Source organism: Saprospiraceae bacterium (assembly GCA_016716185.1).
Lineage (GTDB): Bacteria > Bacteroidota > Bacteroidia > Chitinophagales > Saprospiraceae > Vicinibacter.
This window is the reverse complement of sequence record JADJWV010000002.1, coordinates 1431787-1450811: the sequence shown is the minus strand read 5'-3', so window position 1 is coordinate 1450811 and position 19025 is coordinate 1431787. Positions and strand designations below refer to the sequence as shown.

Below are 19025 nucleotides of genomic sequence, written 5' to 3'. Positions count from 1 at the left end.
TTTTTGATTCAACAGATAATCACTGGTCAGGATTGCCGGATCAATTTAAAGGTTCAGGTTAAAGATCATCACGATGACCATCCTCTTGAATTTGCGACTTTATTTATTGAAGAATCAGGCAAAGCTTACAGTTCAGACGAAAATGGAAATATTCTTGTCCATCAGCTGTGTCCCGGTGAATATCATCTGACCTTACATCATTTCGGATGTGATCCGGTCAAAAATTTTCTAACACTTCACCGGGATACTTTTTTCGAGATTTACCTTGAACATCATGCACATGCTTTACAAAGTGTCGAAATAAAGGATCAAAAGACAAAAAATACGGGTGCGAGTAAACACAGCATTCCATCCAAGGAAATTCAGATGCAATCCGACAAACCGCTGGCCAGCATCTTACAAAATGTGGTAGGCGTTCAGACTTTACGCAACGGCTCGACCATTGCGATTCCAATCATCCAGGGACTCACCGGCACCCGGATTTCACTGGTCAATCATGGCGTGCTGCAGGCTTCACAACAATGGGGAGCAGACCACGCACCGGAGATCGATCCGTTTTCCGCCGGAGAAATCACCGTCATCAAGGGAGTGGATGCGATTGCCTACGGTGGCAATGGCCTGGGAGGCATGATCCTGATGGAACCGGGCCCGATTTTAAAAGATCCTCACTTGCATGGAAGCCTTCAAAGTATTTACCGCACGAACGGTCGTTCGTATCATTTGGGAGTTAAACTTGAACAAGCATCCGATCTCTTTGATTGGAGAATCACCGCGTCAGGAAAAATTTCAGGAGATTACTCAACTCCTGCTTATTATTTAACCAATACAGGGACAAAGGATCTTGCATTTTCTGCCCTGGGAATGTTACATCCCAGTCCATCGAAGCTTGTGAAATATTACTACGCTTACTTTCATTCCAATCCAGGCATATTAAGAGGATCGCACATTGGAAATTTAACAGACCTCATGGAAGCGATCCAAAGGGACACTCCTTTTTTTACACAGAATGAATTTAGCTACCACATCGCAGCACCCCGACAAAAAGTGAGCCACCATTTATTTAAAAATTCCTATCAACGGGACGACGACCGAAGTTTCAGAGAATTTCAATGGGCAGCACAGTGGAATGCTAGAAGTGAATTCGATGTGCGTCGAAGCGGGAGATCAGAAATACCAGCGCTGTCTCTGAATTTATTCAGCGGACACGCACATTGGAAGGAACAATTTCATCAATCAACACTCAAATGGGATTATGGATTTTCTTACCGTTATTTCTTAAATGTAACGGATAAGGAAACTGGAATCATTCCGTTGATACCGGATTACCAGCTTCAAAACCCGGGAGCATTTTTGAAGATCCATTATCCGCGTGAACGTTTTCAGTGGGAAGCAGGAGTTCGGTATGATATGAATTATTATGCAGTAGACTACCTCAACAGATCCATCCCCCCTAAAATTGAACCGGTTAGCAAACTCTATCATAACGTTTCCATAGCGACGGGAACTGCATGGCAGATGGAACCCCTGAAAATCTCAGCCAATGCAGGCTGGACGCAACGTTCCCCGGAAATCCACGAACTTTATAGCAATGGCTTACATCAGTCTGTTGCAGGTATTGAAGAAGGAGACCCGGCACTCGACAAGGAACAATCTCTGAAAGCACAACTCACAGTGCAATGGTTGCAGAACGAATGGCTCAGTACTGAATTTAGTTTTTGGTTTCAGGAAATTTCAGACTTCATATTTCTGGAACCGCAAAAAGAACCAAGACTCACCATACGCGGAGCCTTTCCGGTATTTCTTTACAAACAAACGGATGCCAGACTGTATGGAGTGGATGGGCTGCTCAGAATTGAGTGGAATCACAAATGGCAAATTTTAAATAAATTCAGCTATCTGAGAGGAAAAGACAAAAACGGGGGGCCGTTGGTTTCAATGCCTGCACCCCAATGGAGCGGCTCTATACATAAGTACTTTTTGCCGGGTAAAAAATTCAGAAAACTGGATTTGTTTATTGCAGGCAGTTACCAGTTCACACAAGCATACTACGATTTAGAAAAAGATCTCCTGGCTCCTCCCCCAGCCTATTTCATTGGTTCTGTCGGAGTAGATGCAGAAATTCAATTATTCTCTCTGAACTGGCATTTCGGAATTGAAATTGAAAATCTGTTCAATAAAAAATACAGGGACTACCTGAACCGGTTAAGGTATTATGCGGATGAAGAAGGAAGGAGTATCCAGGTTGTTGTTGAAAATGGAATTTTAGCAATTGTGGCAAAGTTTCGATGAACCGTCTCAAAACAACGATAGGCAATCAAATTCTCTGGGAACTTCAAACGCGGAAAAGCTATTATATTTACGTTGTTCAATTAAAAACTTAAAACATAAATTTTATGATGATTTTACTTGGTTTAGCATTATTTCTTGGGCTGGTTTTTGTGTTTCTATACAATGGATTGGTAAAATCAAAGAATGCAGTGATGGATGCCTGGAGTAACATCGATGTCGCTTTGAAAAAAAGATACGACCTGATCCCAAATATAGTAAATACCGTAAAAGGTTACGCTGCACATGAATCCGGAACTCTGGAAAAGTCATTGCAGCCAGAAATGCGGCATTGAGCGTTCCCAAAGGAGACATCAATGGAAAAATAGCAGCAGATCAGGCATTGACCGCAGGATTGAGACAAATATTTGCACTGGCAGAGAGTTATCCCGACCTGAAAGCCAATACAAATTTTTTACAATTGCAAGACACCTTAGGCGAAATCGAACAAAATCTGGAGAATGCGAGAAGATATTACAATGCAACCGTTCGCGAAAACAACAACAAAGTTGAAGGATTTCCCGGATTCCTTATTGCTGGTAGTTTTGGATTCAGCACATTTGATTTCTTCGAAACCGAAGAAGAATCCAGGAAAAATATTCAGGTGCAGTTCTAAATGACTTTCATGCACAAATTCATTGCTGGTTTATTCTTTGTTTTCATTGTCTGTTTCCAACTCAAAGCACAAGGTGGCTTTGTCATCAAAAATTACGATGTCGAAATTGAACTGAAGCGGGAAGGAATATTTTATGTAAGAGAGATCATTCAGGTCGATTTTCTGGAGTCACGACGTGGCATTCTCCGGGATATTCCTCTTCAATATTCTTTGTCGCATAAAACTTCGGGTTCTTTTTTTGATCGATTTTTCACGCACAAGCTTTTTATCAGAGACATTAAAGTGGAAAACCATCCCTTTCAGGTAAATCGTCTGGGAATTGGAATACAAATTCGCATAGGTGATCCTGATGTATACCTCACAGGCAGGCAGACATACGATATTCGATATTCGGTTGAAAACGGCTTGTTGCATGGAGAAGCCGGCCCTGAGTTTTATTGGAATCTGATTGGCGACCAATGGGAAGTTCCAATAGAAGAAGCTTCATTTAAAGTTACCCTTCCAAAAGGAATTCGAATTGGCGAAGAAGATTATGAAATCCGGACCGGGGCTTATGGATCTGTTGAACAATCATCCAGTGCCAACTGGGAAAACAACGTACTCACCGGTAAATCGCTCGTGACTTTGGGAAACTATACCGGAATGACGGTTGCCATACGGATGCCTAAAGGAAGTGTTCAGGAATATCCATTTTACAAATTGCTGTTTTATTACGGAAAATTTTTGATCCTCCCTTTGCTCATGTTGCTCAGTTTTTATTATGCATGGAGGAGATACGGGAAAGACACCAGATTGGCCGATATGGTTGCCTATTTACCTCCTAAAGGAATTGATTCTGCCATGGCTGGATTTGCTATCGATATAAGGGCCAACATGCACGATGTACTTTCCATGATTCCCTATTTTGGTCACAAAGGCTATATTAAAATAGATCACCAAAAAGGGAAAGGCTTTTTTGAAGAGGATGAGATCACATTTATCAAACAAAAAAACCTCCCTGATCATGCTCCGGCCCATCAGCAGTTATTTTTTGATGCACTCTTTGAATATCGGGATACCGTAAAGCTCAGTCAGTTAAAAAATAAATTTTATACACATCTTCAGGCGGCTCAAACTGCGGTGAGTAATGCGGTCATGAACTCTGACTACTTTACCACTCCATCTAAAAAAGCTTACTGGAATTCTTTCTGGATCATTGGATTGGTCGCACTTGCCAATGGTGTTTGGTGTTTTTTCTCAGGCAAAATCGCTTTTCTTGTTTTCACTGTGGTCCTGGCTATTGTGCTGATGGTATTTGCTTACATACTTTTGAAACGGAGCCAATCGGGTGACATGTTGTATAAAGAAATTCGTGGATTAAAAAAATTCATCAAGCTTGCTGAAAAAGATAAACTTGAATTTCTCGTCAAGGAAGACCCCAGCTATTTCGATGCGATACTACCCTATGCTGTGGCCTTCGATTGCGCTGATACCTGGTGCGATAAGTTCAAAGATATAGCCATTCCTGAACCCAGATGGTTTCACTCCAATTCAACCAGTTTTTACAGCTCCCATGGAGTTTTCAATGCATCATCTTTCAATGCATCACTCAGCAAATCATTAACTGAAATGAGATCCGTAATGTCGAGCAGACCCAGCAGCTCTTCTTCTTCGGGCGGCGGAGGCGGTGGTTCCTTTTCAGGAGGCGGTTTCGGTGGAGGCGGTGGAAGCAGTTGGTAAACGCAGACTGCGGTTACTGTACTGGGGGTTTTTTGTATGCAACAAAAAAGTGCAGCCAGATGGATCTCGAGACTTTAAATAAGTAACCAAAGCCAACAGCCAGCACAAATATCAATATTCCCAGAGCATATTCCCAATAGATTCCCAAACCAAGGATCAGAATCCCCATGAGTATGAGAGAAAAAAATCCAGAAAAAATATAGGATATGAACATGGCTCCATAGTAGAATCCGGGTTCCCTGAAAAATGATTCATTACATACCGTGCATCTTTGATGCATTTGAAAAGTATAATCAAAGAAAACTCTCTTTGCCGGAAATAACTTTCCCTGCCGGCATGCCGGACAGTACAAACCAAAAATTGATTGAAGTTTAGATCTCATAGTAAAAATAAAACTCTGGAATTTTAAATAGCATGTAAGTTGAAAACCGCCTTTTCAATGGCTTTTAATGCAGGAATTCAATAAAAAATGGAGCATCAAATTTTATTACTTTTATTGTAGTTAAGGAAAAATAGTACAATCGATTAAAAATGTGACCCTGTGAGGAATCGAACCTCAACCTGGAGAACCGGAATCTCCCATTCTATCCGTTGAACTACAGGGCCAGGCCGCAAAAGTAAGCAACATCTTTCAAAAAAGGGTTTTGGAGTTTACAGAAGTATAACCACTGCATTCAAGGCTTCTCCATACTTATAAAAGGGATTTAAGCAGTTGGGCAATTCAGTGTTTTCATATTTTTTTGATGGATCTCCCAATTGAGTCAGGCTTTTTCCTTATCCAATTCAGTCGAATCTTTATTTAACGGAAATGATGGATAAATTGGTCTGAGCCGAGGATCACAGCTTTCATACTTTCATTACTTTCGTTTCCAGAACACTATTACTATGAACACCTCATTCGCCTGGCTATCCAGGTGCTTTAGTCTTATTGGCTTCATTCTGAATCAGGGATTAAATGCGCAGCAAGCTATTGACATGGAAGAAGATTCCAATTTTCAAATTTTAGAACAACTCTCTGAACTTGAAAACCTGAGCCAGAAAACGGAGCATTATTTTGAAATTGGTATTGAATTACTCGACTTGAACAAGCTCAAGTTGAGCGATTTGACAGGAATGGATTTTCTAACTTCCGGGGAGGCACAAATGGTCTATAAGCATTTGCAAAATCATAAACCTGTGCTTTCAGTTCTTGAATTACAAACGGTACAAGGAATTGCCCTGAACAAGTTGCGGACGCTGATCAATCATTGCTTTGTAGCAGGAGATCATAAAAGTTCAGCGAGCTCCACCGGAGCATTGAAAATTAAAAATCAAACATTATTGCTCAGATGGAACCGTAAATTTGAATCCAGTTCAGAGCATATTCAAGCAGACAGCTCGAAGGCATCAACAAAGCCCGATCCAAATAAGGTCTTAATAAAATGGAGAGGAAAGTTTGGCAACCGGATCAAATATGGATTGACCATGGAAAAGGATGCTGAGGAGGATTGGTTGATTGGCCATGATATGAAGTTACCTGATTTTATTTCAGCTCATTTAGAATTCAGGCAACCGGGAAAACTCGTCGAACAAATCATCGTAGGGGATTACAGCGTATCTTTTGGACTGGGATTACTGATTGATAATGGATCGTTTTTTCGTGGGATACCCGGCTTCAGAATTTCTTTCAATCATTCCAATCATGCAAAGCCCTACACATCGATTGGTGAAAACGAGATGCTGAGAGGGCTGCTGGTAAAATGGAATCTCAAGCCCAAACTAAATCTGGTCACCTATATATCACATAATTTCATAGATTCGAGTCTGGATACTTTTGAAGCGGATGGAAGCCAAAACAAAGAGATCAGGACCATCCGTTTTCAGGAAAGTGGAATTCATTCCAGCGACTACGAGTTGAGCAACCGCAAAAACCAGATTCACCGATTAGCCGGATTCGCTATGGAATACAAGTCATCGCACTTTGAAACTTGCACCCAACTTCAATATCAATCTTATCAATACGATGGCTCCTATGCTCATGATCCATTAAAAGTACTTCTCCCCCAAAATCGGAATCAATGGTTGGGTTCCGTTTTTTACAAAGTTATTTTTCAGAATATATCAGTCAATGGCGAATTCTCATCGGATTCAAGAATGAACTCAGCCATACACAACTCCCTGATAGCAGGTTTGGGAAAACGCTCTGAGTTTGCGGCGGAGCATTATTATTACAGTCCGGCGTTTAATATTCGCTTAAGCCAAACACCTGCTACAGGTAACCAGAGTTGGAATCAAACAGGCGTCAATTTTCAATTCAATATGAGCTTAACTAATCGATTAAAGATAGCTTTAGGATACGAGATGTCTAAAAAGCCATGGGTTGCTCCAGACTATAAAGAATTGGAAACACCTCATCATCAATATCACATTGCATGGACTATACAACAAAGAAGGAAATGGCTGCTAAAATCGAAAATCGAGTTCAGCACACAAACCGTCAGAGACCGGGAGTACCTGATTTTACAAGGGAAGGACCAAACTGTTGACTGCAAGATTGCCGCACAGCTATTTTATGAATGGACTTTGAACAGAAGCCTGATCTGGAGAACCAGAATACAGTTTAAACAGGATCTTTCTGAGAGAAACAAGCCTTCGGGATTTTATTGCGCTCAGGATTTTTTATGGAAAAAGCCGGGATCCAAGCTTAATTTTAATGCCAGACTAGCTTTTTTCGACATAGAAAACAGTTCATTAAAAATCTATGTTTTTGAGAACGACGTCTTGCATCATTTTGGAATTCATGCACACACCGGAAGCGGCTTCAGATATTATTTTAATGTCCGGTTGAAGTTGAAAAATAGTTTAAGTATCGAAACCAAGCTAGCCAGAACTGTTGAATTCAGGACGTTTGAGAAGTTTATAACTCCATGGACTGAACAAAATTCTACCTATATGGCAACCTGCCAGTTGACTTATCTGTTCTGACCAAATTAAGAATTCAGACAATTGTAGCTTTCCGCTTGCAGTTTGATTTTAAAAATCCCAATAGTAAAAAATTACGCTTTTTCAAAAAAATATTAAAAAAAATTTGCATATTTAAAAAATGTTATACCTTTGGTAAGATTTTTGATAAATGAGTTTCATTTTTTCAGAATCAAATGTTTTATTTTTATTCGTTAACGTAAAAAAATTAATCATGGCAAAAGCACGTTCAACTGCTAAAAAAACCACGAAAAAAGCAACTGCTAAAAAGGCGGCACCAAAAAGAGCCACCAAGAAAGCAGGAGCTAAGAAAGCAACTGCTAAAAAAGCAGCTCCTAAAAGAGCAACTGCTAAAAAAGCTGGTGCTAAGAAAGCAACTGCTAAAAAAGCAGCTCCTAAAAAAGCAGCAGCTAAGAAAGCGGCTCCTAAGAAAGCAACCGCTAAAAAAGCAGCTCCTAAGAAAGCAACTGCTAAAAAAGCTGGTGCTAAAAAAGCAACTGCTAAAAAAGCAGCTCCTAAGAAAGCAACTGCTAAAAAAGCTGGTGCTAAAAAGGCAACTGCTAAAAAAGCAGCTCCTAAAAAAGCAACCGCTAAAAAAGCGGCTCCTAAGAAAGCAACCGCTAAAAAAGCTGGCGCTAAAAAGGCAACTGCTAAAAAAGCAGCTCCTAAAAAAGCAACTGCTAAGAAAGGTAGCACAAGAGGCAGGAAAAAGCCTGCGCCTGCGCCTGCTGCAGAGCCTATGTCAACTGGAATGGGCGACATGCAGATGTAAATCTTATTATTATTATAAAAAAACTCCGGCTTTTAAACCGGAGTTTTTTTTTATCCCATCTTCATTTCCAGAATAAAGTCTGCTAGAACCAGTGCTGCAACAGCCTCCGCTACAACCGGAACTCTCAATGCAATACAAGCATCATGTCTTCCACTGATTGTAAATTTTTCTACTTGGCCACTCTGTACATTTATTGACTCCTGTGACCGGGAAATGCTGTTGGTGGGTTTGACTGCGAGCCTGAAAATAATTGGATTTCCATTACTGATCCCTCCGTTGATCCCACCTGAATGATTTGTCTTTGTCTTACCTTCCAGATCCAACAACATATCGTTATGTTGCGAGCCTGTCATTCTTGCTGCCTTAAATCCACTTCCAAACTCTATCCCTTTTACTGCTGGAATACTGAATACCAGTTGGCTTATTTTAGATTCTATCGAATCAAAAAATGGTTCTCCTAATCCGACAGGAACTCCTGTCACAACACATTCAATGATTCCGCCAATGCTATCCTGATTTTTAAGAGCTGCTTCTACCGAACTTTCTATATCAGTTGAGCCACCCGCTTCAATTAGATTTGCCGAGATTTGGATGGGATGAATAAGTTTCTTCGCAAGAACACCAGCCGCAACCAAGGCTACAGTCATTCTACCGCTAAAATGCCCTCCTCCCCGGTAATCGTGAAATCCTTTAAATTTTTTTAATGCAACAAAATCTGCATGACCTGGTCGAGGAAAATCTAATTGCTGCAGATAATCTCCCGAACGAACATCTTTATTCTCAAAAGAAATATGCAAGGGTGCTCCTGTGGTTTTCCCATCGAAGACACCGGAAAAAAACATGGGAACATCTGATTCAACTCTGTTTGTGGTTCCCAGCTTTCCAGGTTTTCTGCGCGTTATATCTTCAGAAAAATCACTTGCATCAATCGGAATTCCAGGTGGCAGACCATCTATGATAACACCAATAGCTGGTCCATGGGATTCTCCATAAATTTGGATTCTAAAATTTTTACCGTATGAATTCATATACCCTATTCTGTTCCAAAGTAAAACAATAAAATCTATTTTGTTTAATATTGTCCAGGAGGTTCAATGGCGTATTTGGCCAGAAGCATAACCATACCTTTCAATTTATATCAAAATTTCTCATGATCTCAAGGGCTTCGCTGACTGAACAAATGTCAGTTTGCTTTTGATCTGCCATGCATTCATTCCGGAATGCATAAAATGAATCCATAACGGGCTTTCCGGGGAAACCCTGGTTTGCTGCTTCATGCAGAAACTTCATAAGTAAGAATGGATCCAGGTATTTCGATAACCTGTTTTGAAAATTCGTTTTGTTCCCACTGTTATTGAAAATCTCCTTCAGCACTTCTGAAAAATCGCGGGACTCTAAAAACTTTCTAAAAACGGGTTCGGCAATTGCCGTTGACCAGGATTTGATATGACTCTTTAATTCTTCATAGGCCTCACACAATTGCTGTAAGCCTCTACAAAATATACCTATAGCCTTAGGATCGTAACTTAGGTAATTCTGACCATTGTAATTTCCATTAATAATTTTTTGAACTGCTTTCCCCGTTCCAAAAGGAACCCGTGATGAAATCCTGGCCGATGGGTAAACAAGAAAATCCTTAAGATTTCCAAGTTTTCCAAGTCGGCTGAATTTATGCAGGAAATAAAAATCCTCCCCGGCTTTTCTTCTATTCATGCCTCCCTGTTTCCGGTATGCCTCCGTCCGAACTCCAAAGCAGGAACCCAAAGTTTGAAAGGCAAACGGATAAGCATAATATTTCTGCCAGTTGATATAAAGCCTTAAATGCAACTCATAAAGTTCTATAGCCTCAACTTCACTGGCATTGCATAGATGCGTTTGGTGCTTAAAACCAATACTGCATGCATCCAAATGGGGATGTTTTTTGAAGAAATTGTCAGCTAAAACCAGGTAATTTTTATCGATCAGGCAATCGGCATCGATATTATATAATATTCCTTCCTTTTCAATTTTTCCAAATCTCCTGATCGCTTCATCCATTCCTATTTTTCGGGCCAGTCCAACCCCAGCTATGTTATCGGGAAATTCTACCGGAGGTATCACTTTTAAAGAAAGATTAGAACCCGACATATAAAGCGATTGTTCATGGAGCATTTCAAATTGCATTTTATGCAGTTCTTTGATGTCTACTGATGATGATTCTGCATGATTAAGCACCACGATGAGTTCCGCAATCCCAACCGAAGGATGCATAGCTCCCAGGCTTTGAAGGGTTTCAAATAGGCCAGGTTCATTGAATGAAGGCACTACGATGCTACTTGTCAAAGAAGGATCGGGAAAATCTTCGATGAGTTGTCCTGTATAAGAATGTTTTTGGAGATAACTTTGAGCGTTCATTGCATCAGATCATGGAGCAAAGCTATCGAAACCTATTGATCCACACTACGGCTTTTCCGGACATCCATCTGGCTGCTTACCTGAGTCAGTTACCAAAATTAATCATTGAGATCAACGAAAATTATCAGAAAAAATCAACCAGAAACAGATACAACCTGGGGAGCCATCAGGGTACACATACCTTATCCATTCCCCTCGAAAAAGGAAAAAATCAACAAAAAAATATTCGGGAGGTCAGAATTTTTCAGCAATCCGACTGGCGAATACAGCACCAGCGGTACCTGCAAACTGTTTACGGGAGAAGTCCCTATTTTGAATATTACCGGGACGAACTGGACTACCTTTATTCAAATCAAACCACCAGCTTATTCGAATGGAATCAAACTTCTTTACAACAGTTATCCAAGTGGCTGAAGTGGAATTTCCAAATTGAATTTACCGAATCATTTAAATTAAATTATCCTTCAGATACATTGGATCTGCGCAACCAAACAAAAGCAAACCAATTTGCACCCAATCCCTATTACGAACAATTATTTGGTACAATTTTTATTCCCCATCTTTCAGTTTTGGATTTGATTTTCCACTTAGGCCCGGAAGCGGAACTTTACTTAAAAAATTACAAACCCGTCCCGATTTCCGGAACATCGGCCCTCAGACAAGATTCGGGATCTGCGTTCTGATAAAACAATTAACTTATAAATACGTTTGTCAAAGACTGTTACTGCTTATGAAAACATTATACAGAATCTTACTTATTATTACTCCAATAGCTTTAATTTCTTGTGTTGACCAGCCAAACAAAGCTTCCATAATTCGCGAAGAAGATCCACACAGTTTCAGCAATCCGCTTATCTGTTCAGTTGAACACCTCGACCTCGATCTGGAAGTTTCCTTCGACCTTCAGAAAATTTCCGGAACTGCAGAATATAAAATTGCTACAAATTGCAGTGATAGCCTCATTCTCGACTTCATGGAATTGACAATTCTCGACGTTTCAGTTTACAATGGCTCGGAATACTCCAAAGTCAATTTCAGGATTACACCCAAGGATTCCATACTTGGAAATGGACTTGTTATTCCAATTCCAAAAGATACAAGAACAGTTAGGATTCAATATGAAACCGGAAAAGATGCCATTGCTCTGCAGTGGGTTCCCGCTGAACAAACCGCCAGCAAGAAGCATCCGTTTTTATTTACACAGAGTCAATCGATCTATGCCCGATCCTGGGTGCCCAGTCCCGACGGACCCGGTATGAGATTTACTTACCAGGCTAGAATTAAAGTGCCTCAGGAACTCATGGTGGTCATGAGTGCAGATGGAGCATCCGAAAAAAACGATTCGGGCATCTATCATTTCAAAATGGATTTACCAATTCCTGCATATCTTATGGCAATGGCGGTAGGTGATTTTGGATTTAAATCCATTGGCCAACGAACTGGAGTATACGCTCCTAAAGAATGGCTGGAACAAGCCCGCTGGGAATTTGAAGATCTCGAAAAAATGCTGATCGCCACGGAAAATTTATACGGACCCTATCCCTGGGAACGATACGATGTAATTGTTTTGCCTGCAAGTTTTCCTTTTGGTGGTATGGAAAATCCGAGAATGACATTTTTAACTCCAACCGTCATTGCCGGAGATCGAAGTCTTACTGCTTTACTTGCGCATGAGCTGGCCCATTCATGGAGCGGAAATCTCGTAACCAATGCAAGCTGGAATGATTTCTGGTTGAACGAAGGATTTACAACCTACATCGAAAGCAGGATCATGGAAAATCTTTACGGGAAAGATTACGCAGACATGTTGAGCTTGTTGGGATTACAGGATCTCAAAACTTCGATAGACGACATGGGAGAAAACAACCCCATGACTTGCCTGCATCTGAATTTAAAAGATATTGATCCGGAAGAAGCACTAACTGATATTGCTTATGAAAAAGGAAAATCACTGCTCCGTTTTCTGGAAGAGCGAAAAGGAAGAGCTGCACTTGATACATTTTTAAAGGCTTATTTCAAAGAGTTTGCATTTAAATCCAATACTTCACAAGGCTTCATGGATTTTGTAAAAAAACAATTACTTCCGGAAAACGATCCGATGTTAGATACCATACACATGTGGGTATACAAACCCGGCTTTCCTTTGGTCACAGGCAATTACAGTCGCCAAAAATTTGATCGGGTTGAAGAATATACAGCAAAAATACTTTCCGGCTCAGAACCGGATACGATCCAGACTGCCAATTGGTCGACCCACGAATATTTGCATTTTATCAGGAACCTGCCCGATTCAAAAAATCCTGACCTTTGTCTAAAGCTGGATCGATATTACAATTTTAAGGAAAGCCGGAATGCAGAGATCCGGTGTGCGTGGATGATTTATAGCATTGAAAACCAATATACTTCTTACATAATGCCTTCTATAGAGCATTTCCTGGGAAGTGTCGGTCGCAGAAAATTTATCCTTCCTATATACGAAGCGCTCATGGATCACGGTTTTCAAAATGATGCAAGGAGGATTTTTACCCGTTTTAGTCCGCTGTATCACCCTATCAGCAGGATTTCCATCGAAAAAGAGCTCGAAGGTTAACTATTTTCAAATATAATTACGAAATTCTTCGTAATTGCTATCTTTGCAAGCCTAAATACATAACGGTATATGAAAAATTGCAGATTTTTAAGCTTTTTAATCCTATTCATTAGCCTGAACCTCCAGGCGCAGGATCCAAACGCCCCTCAAAGATTTGATTTTGGTAAAATGTGGACTTTTGAAAATCCACCACGCGAATGGTTTAAAGAGGCCTATAATTTTACTCCTGAAGATAAATGGTACGATGATGTACGGAAAGCTTCACTTCGCTTTGCAACCTGGTGCTCAGCTTCTTTTGTTTCGCCCGATGGACTGATTATGACCAATCACCATTGTTCCAGAGATGTGGTGACATCGCTGCAACAACCCGGCGAAACCTTACTCCGCGATGGATTCTATGCAAAAACTTTGGAAGAAGAAAGAAAAGCCGAAGGCTTATTTGTAGAGCAGTTGATCATTGCGGAAGATGTTACCGATAAGATCTTAAAAAAAGCAAAGTCAGCCAAAGATGACATTGAACACAAAAAACTTGTCGATGCCGCATTAGAAGAATTGAAATCCGAATACGCACAAATGGATGCGTGGAAAAACCTGCGAATTCAGACCGTAACCTATTACAGTGGAGGAAAATTCAGTCTGTATGGTTACAAAAAATATAGCGACATCAGATTGGTGTTGATCCCTGAAAACGAACTTGGGTATTTCGGAGGAGACCCGGATAATTTTACGTATCCCAGGTATTCCCTTGATTTCACATTCTGGAGAGCCTACGACGAGAATGGCAAACCATTAAACACCAGTTCGAATTATTTTAAATTTAATCCTGCCGGCGCGGTTGAAGAAGAACCTGTTTTTGTAATTGGAAATCCGGGAAGCACAGAAAGATATCGTACCGTCAGACAATTTGAATACGATCGAAATGTAAGATTTCCGGCGCAATTAAAAATGATGAAAACCAGACGCGATCTCTTGCAAAAGGAGTACGATAAATCACCAAGCGATGCTTTGCTAAATTCGATTTTTAATTTAGGAAATGGAATAAAAGCCATCTCAGGTATATTGAACGGATTGAGAAACCCGGCATTATTTGGGCGGAAAGCTGCAATGGAAAAGGAAATCAGAAGTAAGACCAAATTAAAAGACATAGATTATTGGCAGGAAATTGAAAAAGAATACGACCTTTTAAATAAATACGGTAGTTCGACTACGATTTTAGGTCCTTCCGGAACAAAAGGCAACGCAGTTAACCTGATGTTTGCATTAGCAAATTACGAAAAATCACTCGCTGGTGCCGATTCTAAATCTCTGGAAAAACAAAAAATGCAAATCAAAGAGTTGGCTAAAGATTTAAATTCACCAAAACAACAAGAACTTTTAAAAGTCTATTTCGAAGAAATTGTAGAATTCGAAACTGCAGATTTTAAAATTTCCGATAAACTGTTAGACGGTAAGACTCCGGAAAAGAAAGCAAGAAAAATATTGGATAAAACGGATTTTGCCGATACAGATAAAATTGAAAAGTTGTTGACGATGGATGCTGAAAAGTTTTCAAAGCAAGACGATCCTCTATTGGAAGCTGCCCGTCTGATCGTTCCAAAATATATGGAAGCTGTTAAAGCGTTCCAAAACAACAATACGAAAAGAAAATCTCTTGAAGCAAAAATTGCAAACGCTGTATTTCAAGTAAAAGGGAACCAATTACCACCTGATGCTACGTTTACTTTGCGTCTATCTGATGGAAAGGTAAAAGCATATGATTACAATGGCACAACCGCACCGGTAAATACTACTTTTTACGGATTATACGACCGCTATTATTCTTTCAATAAAAAATTTCCATGGTCTTTACCAGAAAGATGGTTAAATCCTCCTGCTGAATTACTCAGATCGCCTTTTTGCTTTGTAACTACCAACGACATCATTGGAGGAAACTCAGGAAGCCCCATCATCAACCGGAATAAAGAAGCCATTGGCCTGGTTTTCGATGGAAACATTGAGTCACTTCCGGGAAATTTCATTTACGACGAACAAACCAACCGGACTGTTGGAGTGCATGCGGGTGGAATTTTCGCAGCATTGAAGTATATTTACAAAGCAGAACGCATTACTTCTGAACTTTCCAAATAAGCGGAAACACATGAAAAATTCACTATTCATCCTGATCGGTTGCTTTTTAATCCTGGGTTCTTGTTCAACGGGAGGATCCGTTTCTAAGGGGATTAAAGGGATATTGGGCAGGTCTGATTGCAAGGGTCCCTGTAATAAAACGATGGACTGCGAAGGAAAAAGTCTTACTGTTGAAATGACATTAGCCAACAACAACGTGATGATTGCAGGCAATACTATTTTTGCGCGGGACCCCGACAATTTTGATTATACCATCAAAGTTGAATTCGCTTCATCCATTCCGTTGGAATTGTATAGCGATATTAAAAATCCTGCTAATAAAAAATTTATTGCCACGGGAATCGTCCAGGGCTACGATCAATACGTGCATCAGGTGTGTACGCGTTCGTATATCCTCAAAGTAAACAAGCAGGAAGACTTTAAGGTATATACCAATTAATCAAAGACCCTCCTTCAAAATATATTTCATTCCCTCTCTGTAACTCAGGGAGGGAATTTTATTTTCTGCTAAAAATAATTTTACTTGTTCTGGATTGGTTTTGGAATATTGCCGAAGTGCCCAACCAGCTGCCTTTTGTATGAAAAACTCCTTGCTTTCCTTCCTCCGGTTTATGCAATATGAAAGCAATTTAAAATCTGTTTGTGCCTTGTAAAACAACTGCAATATCAGCGCAGATCTTTGGTACCAAAAATTTTCGTGTTCTATCCATTTTTCAGATAAAGATCTGATCATCGCTGGATCATGTTGTACTAACCTGCCTATGATTTGTGGCGCTATCCCATCTACTGTATCCCACCAGGATTCCACTTCAATCAGTTTTTCGTAAAAAGGTACACAAGAAGCGTCCAGTTTACGCACATGTTTTCTGCTTAGATCCAATGCCAGATATTTGAATTCGCGATGGCCTTCGGTCCAACAACATTCAATGAACTCCAGAAACTCCCCTACTCCTGTCCATAAAAATTTTGGAGCAACCAATTGAATCGATAGCTTCCTATCCGTCGATGAAACACCATAAAAATTAAACTGATTTCGCATATACGCGATCATTCCCTTTCTTCTTAAGGGCTGGGCGTAGCTTTTAAAAGCTATTGTGAAATCCCCGATCAAAGAGTCATTTAAAGAAGAGGCCATTTTGAAAATCAGCGAATCAAACTGAATGTATTTCTGGTTTCTACAGGTTCTCTGGCTAATGCTTTGTATTTCAGTTCGTAAATATATACGCCGGGGGGAATCTCTTTTCCTGTATTTTGGTATTTGCCGTTCCAGGAATCGGATGGATTGGTGGTGGAAAACATTAGCGAACCCCAGCGATCATAAATTGCCATTGAATAATATTGCATAGCTGCAAATTGACCGACCGGACCAAATTCTTCATTCTTCCCATCTCCATTTGGTGTAAAAGCATTTGGCATATACAAACTGAAATCCCTGAATGCAAATACAGTGGCCTGTAAGGTATCCGTACATAAAAAGCGATCCACTGCAATCAACTGGATGGAATGATATCCCGTGTCTTGCAACTCGTATGTCAAATTCTTATCGTAATAATACTTGTTGTTTTGAATGATCCACGTCCTTCCAATGGTACCTGTTGTCAAATCGTCCAAATGAATAACCGGATCGTTTAAGTTAACCATCATTCTGTCGATTGCCCAATTTGCAAAAGGTGGATCAAAAGCCTGAATTACGTTTGAGAAATCATTTTCCGTATAGCAACCCAAAGGGGAGGTCACTTCTAATTTCAGGCCATAACTCCCAGCCTGTCTAAAAATGTGATTCACCAAATATCCTGAATCGACAACGCCATCGCTAAACCTCCAAATAAAGCGATAACTGCTATCGGTTGGGAATGAAATATTTTTAAACTCAATATCCAGCGGAATACATCCTTCATTTTTATTTGGAGAAAAGATCACGACATTTGGCGACGGATACCATTTTATCTGTTTAAAAAATTGTTCCTGACAACCAAAATTATCTTTAACGGTCAGGAGAACAGGATACGTTCCAGGCCTCAAATAATTCACAATTGGGTTTTGCGAAAATGCAGTGATTCCATCTCCCAGACTCCAGTTCCATTGACTTAACTGCGAATATTGCGAAGAAGATAAATCCGTAAATTGAACCGGACCCGCCACACAACTATCGTAAACAAATTCAAAATTTGCATTTAAGTCAGGAACCAAATTAATCCTGAAAAAACCGGTATCTCCACAGTTGGTTCCGGGATTTAGAATAAATCGTCCCTCATGCCAACCTCCCTCCTTAAATGTTATCCTGGGAGCCCATCCGAAGAAAGTATCGAGGCTTCCTCCATTTTCATAAATCCACTGTACTTCGTTGATGAATCTCGAATCAATGCTTGCATTTTGCATTTGATAATCAAGAGAACCACAAACGGTAATACTAAAAAAATCAGGAGTCAATCGACTTGCACCACCCAACATCGCTTCAACAGCACCTTCACAGCTTGCCACATTAAATTGAAAATCTCTTTTCAATACTGATAACAGGACCCCGTTCCGGTATTCGTATACACACACCCCCACTACAAATTGCCCAATGGCGTCGGGGGTGCCGGTAATGATCCCATTTAAGGTGTTGATCGTAACTTGAGGGTTGCCACCTAATGGAAAAAGAGCAGTATAGGGAAATCTGTATTGAACCGGTGTATAGGGTGGAATGCAATCGGGAGTTGGGATTACAGACTGACAATTGTTGCCACCAACCCTGCCGCCACCCGTCAGGGGTTCGCAAAATTCATAAACCAACTGATCACCTTCGCTGTCAAATGCAGAATGGTCGAAGTTGAAAGGAGCATTCACACACAAGACCGTGGGTGGGAAATTAATAAATCTGGGACTGCTGTTGCAAGTCCGTTGAGCCTCCGGATGGATTTCAATAAAATAGGTAGCCCCTGTTGATTCCGGATCGACAATATTAGTAATGGTATTGTTGCGGCAGCATCTTTGCCATACAACCAGATATTTGGAGCTTATAATCGGTAGTTCAACTTCAAGTTGGTAGGTTCCTGCTTCTCCGCAAATATTCGGAGGCAATATCAGACAAGGATATTGAGGCGGATCGATTTGTGAAACCGGTTGTTGAAGATTGACCCGGTATTCGGAATTCGCTCCTTGTCCGGAACGCGTATTTACCCAGGAGTTCCCTTGTTGTCTAAAAATGGTAAAACCCAAAGGATTATCAAAATTTGCACCGCTTGAAGCACAATCGCGGTATAGTTTTATGGTAATCAGGTAACGTCTTCTCGTGGTATCCGCGCCATTGCTTCCATAACCCAGGCATTCGTAATACATTTCACCACCAATGATGTGGGCTGCAAATAAATCCCTGTCATCTGAAATGAAAAACAGAAGGGTCAAGGCGAAAAAGAGCTTTTGTCTCATGTGGATTCAAAGATAAAGATTTCAGGGAACTGGATCATCATGCTCTAAAAAACCTTAACATTTGAGAAGTTTAGCCATTACCTTAGTTGTTGAAAGCAAAAGCATTAAAA

13 protein-coding genes, 1 tRNA gene and 1 pseudogene are annotated in these 19025 nt (G+C 40.3%); 9 read left to right on the top strand and 6 right to left on the bottom strand.

Features of this window, described 5'->3' with window-relative positions:
* The first annotated feature begins 3 nt into the window (after window positions 1–3).
* The 3 genes and pseudogenes from IPM34_07540 to IPM34_07530 all read left to right on the top strand — a co-directional run bounded on the left by IPM34_07540 (window position 4) and on the right by IPM34_07530 (window position 4660).
* Window positions 4–2289 (top strand): TonB-dependent receptor, encoded by a 2286-nt coding sequence (locus tag IPM34_07540; GenBank protein MBK8955391.1) that lies wholly within the window; start codon window positions 4–6, stop codon window positions 2287–2289.
* 104 nt (window positions 2290–2393) lie between these two features.
* A pseudogene (locus tag IPM34_07535) lies at window positions 2394–2941 on the top strand (LemA family protein).
* A gap of 9 nt (window positions 2942–2950) precedes the next feature.
* The gene (locus IPM34_07530) at window positions 2951–4660 is read left to right on the top strand and encodes a DUF2207 domain-containing protein (protein ID MBK8955390.1); all 1710 of its coding nucleotides are present in this window, start codon (window positions 2951–2953) and stop codon (window positions 4658–4660) included.
* 13 nt (window positions 4661–4673) lie between these two features.
* On the opposite strand, the gene IPM34_07525 is transcribed toward IPM34_07530, so the two are convergent.
* Both IPM34_07525 and IPM34_07520 read right to left on the bottom strand, forming a co-directional pair.
* A complete protein-coding gene (locus tag IPM34_07525; protein ID MBK8955389.1) occupies window positions 4674–5042 on the bottom strand; it encodes a DUF983 domain-containing protein in 369 nt (122 codons plus the stop codon).
* Window positions 5043–5194: 152 nt separating this feature from the next.
* A tRNA-Arg gene (locus IPM34_07520) sits at window positions 5195–5266 on the bottom strand.
* 279 nt (window positions 5267–5545) lie between these two features.
* Here IPM34_07520 and IPM34_07515 point away from each other — a divergent pair.
* On the top strand, window positions 5546–7624 hold the full coding sequence (locus IPM34_07515) for a hypothetical protein (protein MBK8955388.1): 2079 nt from the start codon (window positions 5546–5548) through the stop codon (window positions 7622–7624).
* A gap of 148 nt (window positions 7625–7772) precedes the next feature.
* Window positions 7773–8393 (top strand): histone H1-like repetitive region-containing protein, encoded by a 621-nt coding sequence (locus tag IPM34_07510; protein MBK8955387.1) that lies wholly within the window; start codon window positions 7773–7775, stop codon window positions 8391–8393.
* A 50-nt stretch (window positions 8394–8443) separates the two neighbouring features.
* Here the strand turns inward: IPM34_07510 and IPM34_07505 are convergent, their stop codons facing one another.
* Window positions 8444–9421 carry a chorismate synthase gene (locus IPM34_07505; protein MBK8955386.1) on the bottom strand — a complete coding sequence of 326 codons (978 nt, stop codon included), beginning with the start codon at window positions 9419–9421 and terminating at the stop codon, window positions 8444–8446.
* 100 nt (window positions 9422–9521) lie between these two features.
* Window positions 9522–10787 (bottom strand): hypothetical protein, encoded by a 1266-nt coding sequence (locus IPM34_07500; protein ID MBK8955385.1) that lies wholly within the window; start codon window positions 10785–10787, stop codon window positions 9522–9524.
* 11 nt (window positions 10788–10798) lie between these two features.
* Here IPM34_07500 and IPM34_07495 point away from each other — a divergent pair, with 11 nt between their 5' ends.
* From IPM34_07495 to IPM34_07480, 4 genes are all read left to right on the top strand, one after another.
* Window positions 10799–11470, top strand: a complete 672-nt coding sequence (locus IPM34_07495) for a WbqC family protein (protein ID MBK8955384.1) — start codon at window positions 10799–10801, stop codon at window positions 11468–11470.
* A gap of 47 nt (window positions 11471–11517) precedes the next feature.
* A complete protein-coding gene (locus tag IPM34_07490) occupies window positions 11518–13377 on the top strand; it encodes a M1 family metallopeptidase (GenBank protein ID MBK8955383.1) in 1860 nt (619 codons plus the stop codon).
* Between the two features lie 69 nt (window positions 13378–13446).
* Window positions 13447–15504 (top strand): S46 family peptidase, encoded by a 2058-nt coding sequence (locus IPM34_07485; protein MBK8955382.1) that lies wholly within the window; start codon window positions 13447–13449, stop codon window positions 15502–15504.
* Between the two features lie 10 nt (window positions 15505–15514).
* Window positions 15515–15943 (top strand): hypothetical protein, encoded by a 429-nt coding sequence (locus IPM34_07480; GenBank protein MBK8955381.1) that lies wholly within the window; start codon window positions 15515–15517, stop codon window positions 15941–15943.
* Here IPM34_07480 and IPM34_07475 read toward each other — a convergent pair whose 3' ends face one another.
* The gene (locus tag IPM34_07475) at window positions 15944–16555 is read right to left on the bottom strand and encodes a DNA alkylation repair protein (GenBank protein MBK8955380.1); all 612 of its coding nucleotides are present in this window, start codon (window positions 16553–16555) and stop codon (window positions 15944–15946) included.
* Between the two features lie 92 nt (window positions 16556–16647).
* Entirely contained in the window at window positions 16648–18915 is a 2268-nt protein-coding gene (locus IPM34_07470) for a gliding motility-associated C-terminal domain-containing protein (GenBank protein ID MBK8955379.1), read from the bottom strand.
* Window positions 18916–19025: the final 110 nt, after the last annotated feature.

What these genes read in the sequence shown, in the direction of transcription:
- IPM34_07530 (MBK8955390.1), top strand. Translation starts at nt 2,951, where the DNA reads ATGCACAAATTCATTGCTGGTTTATTCTTTGTTTTCATTGTCTGTTTC.
- IPM34_07525 (MBK8955389.1), bottom strand. Translation starts at nt 5,042, where the DNA reads ATGAGATCTAAACTTCAATCAATTTTTGGTTTGTACTGTCCGGCATGC.
- IPM34_07515 (MBK8955388.1), top strand. Translation starts at nt 5,546, where the DNA reads ATGAACACCTCATTCGCCTGGCTATCCAGGTGCTTTAGTCTTATTGGC.
- IPM34_07510 (MBK8955387.1), top strand. Translation starts at nt 7,773, where the DNA reads ATGAGTTTCATTTTTTCAGAATCAAATGTTTTATTTTTATTCGTTAAC.
- IPM34_07505 (MBK8955386.1), bottom strand. Translation starts at nt 9,421, where the DNA reads ATGAATTCATACGGTAAAAATTTTAGAATCCAAATTTATGGAGAATCC.
- IPM34_07500 (MBK8955385.1), bottom strand. Translation starts at nt 10,787, where the DNA reads ATGAACGCTCAAAGTTATCTCCAAAAACATTCTTATACAGGACAACTC.
- IPM34_07495 (MBK8955384.1), top strand. Translation starts at nt 10,799, where the DNA reads ATGGAGCAAAGCTATCGAAACCTATTGATCCACACTACGGCTTTTCCG.
- IPM34_07490 (MBK8955383.1), top strand. Translation starts at nt 11,518, where the DNA reads ATGAAAACATTATACAGAATCTTACTTATTATTACTCCAATAGCTTTA.
- IPM34_07485 (MBK8955382.1), top strand. Translation starts at nt 13,447, where the DNA reads ATGAAAAATTGCAGATTTTTAAGCTTTTTAATCCTATTCATTAGCCTG.
- IPM34_07480 (MBK8955381.1), top strand. Translation starts at nt 15,515, where the DNA reads ATGAAAAATTCACTATTCATCCTGATCGGTTGCTTTTTAATCCTGGGT.
- IPM34_07475 (MBK8955380.1), bottom strand. Translation starts at nt 16,555, where the DNA reads ATGATCGCGTATATGCGAAATCAGTTTAATTTTTATGGTGTTTCATCG.
- IPM34_07470 (MBK8955379.1), bottom strand. Translation starts at nt 18,915, where the DNA reads ATGAGACAAAAGCTCTTTTTCGCCTTGACCCTTCTGTTTTTCATTTCA.